Source organism: Planktosalinus sp., assembly GCF_059864935.1.
Map to the genome: position 1 here is coordinate 1 of NZ_JCBCCK010000152.1, position 3,634 is coordinate 3,634.

General features: G+C 39.1%; 4 protein-coding genes. 2 read left to right on the forward strand and 2 right to left on the reverse strand.

From position 1 onward, the window contains the following. Positions 1-1,044: hypothetical protein (locus AC6F75_RS06100; protein ID WP_500714061.1), on the reverse strand; the 1,044-nt coding region annotated here is incomplete at its 3' end. 84 nt (positions 1,045-1,128) lie between these two features. On the opposite strand from AC6F75_RS06100, the gene AC6F75_RS06105 reads away from it, so the two are divergent. Both AC6F75_RS06105 and AC6F75_RS06110 read left to right on the forward strand, forming a co-directional pair. Beyond that, the gene (locus AC6F75_RS06105; protein ID WP_500714062.1) at positions 1,129-2,028 is read left to right on the forward strand and encodes an ATP-binding cassette domain-containing protein; all 900 of its coding nucleotides are present in this window, start codon (positions 1,129-1,131) and stop codon (positions 2,026-2,028) included. Position 2,029: 1 nt separating this feature from the next. Then, on the forward strand, positions 2,030-2,866 hold the full coding sequence (locus tag AC6F75_RS06110) for a DUF2705 family protein (RefSeq protein WP_500714063.1): 837 nt from the start codon (positions 2,030-2,032) through the stop codon (positions 2,864-2,866). A 5-nt stretch (positions 2,867-2,871) separates the two neighbouring features. Here the strand turns inward: AC6F75_RS06110 and AC6F75_RS06115 are convergent. Next, positions 2,872-3,634, reverse strand: a 763-nt coding sequence (locus AC6F75_RS06115; protein WP_500714064.1) for an amidohydrolase family protein, incomplete at its 5' end; no start/stop codon positions are given.

A 3,634-nucleotide genomic window follows, 5' to 3' on the forward strand; every position in this document is an offset into this window, starting at 1 on the left:
ATTGACAGATTCATAATTTCGCTTGATAAACTCGAGCGCAGTCTTAACAATCTGTCCCATGGATTTGCAACGCTTAAATTTCATATCATAGGTAAGATCATACAATTGTGAACGCAACTCGTGCAGGTTTGATGTTGAAGATATTTGATCCTGTAACATACACCGAATGAGTGCTCTCAAACGGCTTTGAGAAGAAATAATTCGCTTTGCAAGTAAGGAGCGTTCTTCTTTGCGGTATTGTTCAATGGACGTTTCCTGTAGCCAATCTGCAACCAGTTTTACCATTTTAAAGTTTTCTTTAAAAAACTGTGGCCTGTAAACTTTTAAATTACCTTCATAACATTGCTGATCAAAATCGATGGCCCTTATTTTATACTTTACCTGGTCAAAGTCGTGAGTGGGAATTACCACATAATTGTATGAACGCATATCGCCCAAAAGCAGCATCATACAGCGTTCATTAAATTTGACAAACTCTTTTGCGATTTGTGTTTTTGCATTTGCATCAAGGCCTTCCAGTTCTGTTTCGATAAATACGTCTCCGGGTATGCCCGAAATATGTTCCTCGATCAAGGTGTCTCCATGAACTACAAAATTGATTCGGTTGGGAGATAAAATATGCTCCAGTTCGAGTCCGTAAATACGAGAGGCATCAGCTTTCTTGACATAAAAATAGGTGTAATTGTCGTTCAGGATGTTTCTGATTTTTACGCGAAAGGGTTTAGAATTTCCGAACGTACAGTAGTCAATTGCGTCCACATTTAAAAACTCAATAATATCATCATCTCCATCTGAAAATAAAATGGTGTATATGCGTTTTAAGCTCAAATCCAGTTCCTCGCGTTCAGAATCTGAATAGTAAACGCTCACCCAAAGGGTATCCTTGTCAAATTTATCATAAACGGCAACAGACCCGGTAAAACGCAACAAATCATCATAAAAAACCGGTATAGTCATATCGCGGTTATACCGCTTTAAATACTGATAAAGAAATTCCTTTACGGGAAAGGAGGGTTTTTTCTTGGACATGAGTTTTTCTTCCATTGGAAAACTTTATATTTTTATTAGTGCTGTAACAATATAACCCTTATTTAGTCAAATACAAAGAATTAACAATCCATTTTGATTTTGAAAACTATTTTAACCATAAACAACCTGACCAAACACTTTGGCCCCATCAAAGCGGTACAAGACCTGTCTTTTACCATAGAAAAAGGCAACGTATATGGCATACTGGGACCCAACGGCAGCGGAAAATCAACCACATTGGGCATGGTGCTTAATGTGGTCAACAAAACTTCCGGCGATTTCTTTTGGTTTGACGGAACCGATTCCACTCATAAAGCATTGAAAAAAGTGGGAGCCATCATCGAGCGACCCAATTTTTATCCGTTTATGACCGCTGCTCAAAACCTGGCTTTGGTATGCAAAATCAAGGAAGTGGACACTTCAAAAATTGACGAGAAACTTGAACTCGTTGGTTTGCTGGAGCGAAAAAACAGTAAGTTCAGCACTTTTTCATTGGGAATGAAACAACGTCTCGCTATCGCCTCAGCCCTGCTCAACGACCCGGAAATACTCATTCTTGACGAACCCACAAATGGACTTGACCCACAAGGAATTCACCAAATCAGGGAAATCATAAGAAAAATTGCTTCCACAGGCACCACAATCCTATTGGCCTCCCACCTGCTGGACGAGGTAGAAAAAGTGTGCAGTCATGTGGTGATTTTAAGGCAAGGAATCAAATTATACTCCGGGACTGTGGATGGAATGAATGCCAGTCACGGATTTTTTAAGCTAAAAAGCGAAAATCAAAGCCTTTTAAAATCAGCTTTGGAAAATCACCCGGATTTTGCATCCATAACAGAAGAAAATGGTCAACTTATTGCATTTTTAAAAAACCCGATGGACGCCTCAGAACTTAACAAATACCTTTTTGAAAAAGGCGTTGTGCTTTCCCATTTGGTACATCGCAAAGAAAGCCTGGAAGAACAATTTTTAGAACTCACTAAATCCCTCAACTAATATGCTGCGCCTTTTATCCATAGAACTCCATAAACTAAGGTACAACAGGTCTGCCAAGGTTATTTCAATTGTCTATTTTGTGTTGATCACTTTTATCGCTTTGATAGCCTCCATTGAATTTAGTTTTGGTAACATCAACTTTAGGGTTGCTGACCAGGGTATTTTTAATTTTCCTTATATCTGGCATTTCAACACTTACATTGCTGCAATTTTAAAGATTTTTCTCGCCATCGTCATCGTTTCTATGATGGCCAATGAATACAGTCACAGAACGCTGAAACAAAACTTAATTGACGGTTTGAGCAAAAAGGAGTTTATATTTTCCAAGTTTTTAACTGTACTTGGCTTTGCACTTATTTCCACTTTTTTTGTGTTTGTAATTTCGATGATTCTTGGGTTAATATTTTCAGATTTTAATGAAGTAAGTATTATTTTTTCTGATTTGGAATACCTGCTGGCTTATTTTATCAAGCTCACCGGATTCTTTGCTTTTTGTTTGTTTCTTGGTGTATTGGTAAAACGTTCGGCTTTTGCCTTGGGATTTTTGTTTATCTGGTTTATCGGCGAAAGCATTCTCTTTGGCTTGATGAAATGGAAATTTTTTAAAGGCACCGACATCGCCGAAAATGTGGCTCAATTCTTTCCCTTGCAGGCGATGTCAAATTTAATTGTTGAACCATTTTCAAGACTGGGTGCCATAAAAACAGCGGCTTCACAACTGGGCGAAGGATTTCAGAAAAGTTATGAAGTACCTGTAAGTTCAACATTTATCGTTCTTGCCTGGACAGTAATTTTTATCTGGCTTTCCTATGTGATAGTAAAGAAAAGGGATTTGTAAGCTTCTTAAATAAATTCCCCGTTCAACATTACTTTATCAATGTGGTTGCTTCCAAATGAATAAGGTAAATATCCGTATGAAGGAATCGCTTTCGTAAAAATCAAATTGGCTACTTTTCCAACAGCAATGCTTCCATGTGTGTCTGAAAGTTCCATCGCAGCAGCACCGTTGATAGTAGCGGCATTGATGGCTTCTGCCGGGGTCATTTTCATTTTGATACAGGCGGTGGCCACTACAAAATTCATATTCCCACTTGGGGTCGAACCCGGATTGAAATCGGTGGCCAAAGCCAATGGCAAACCGGCATTGAGTAATTCTCTTGCCGGGGTGTATGGAATACTTAGAAAGTAAGAGCAAGAAGGCAAGGCTACCGGAATGGTGTTTCCGTTCTTTAGCACTTCAATATCTTCAAGGTTTAACACTTCCAAATGATCGACACTCAGCGCACCGTGATCAACGGCTGCCTGGATTCCGCCAATAGCTGTAAACTGATTAACGTGTATTTTTGATTTCAAACCGTAACGGTTTCCGGCTTCCATAATGCGGATGGTTTCGTCAACGGTAAAATAGCCGGTTTCGCAAAACACGTCGATATAATCGGCCAGTTTTTCTTCTGCAATTTTGGGGAGCATTTCGTTAAGTAACAAATCCATATAACCATCGCGGTTGTTTTTGTATTCGGCCGGAATGGCGTGTGCTCCAAGAAATGTGGCTTTGATGGCAACAGGATACTTTTGTTTGAGTTTTTTAATTACGCGTAGCATCTTC

Bases quoted from the DNA above. Each gene is read 5' to 3' on its own strand.
- AC6F75_RS06110 (WP_500714063.1), top strand. From the start codon at position 2,030: ATGCTGCGCCTTTTATCCATAGAACTCCATAAACTAAGGTACAACAGG.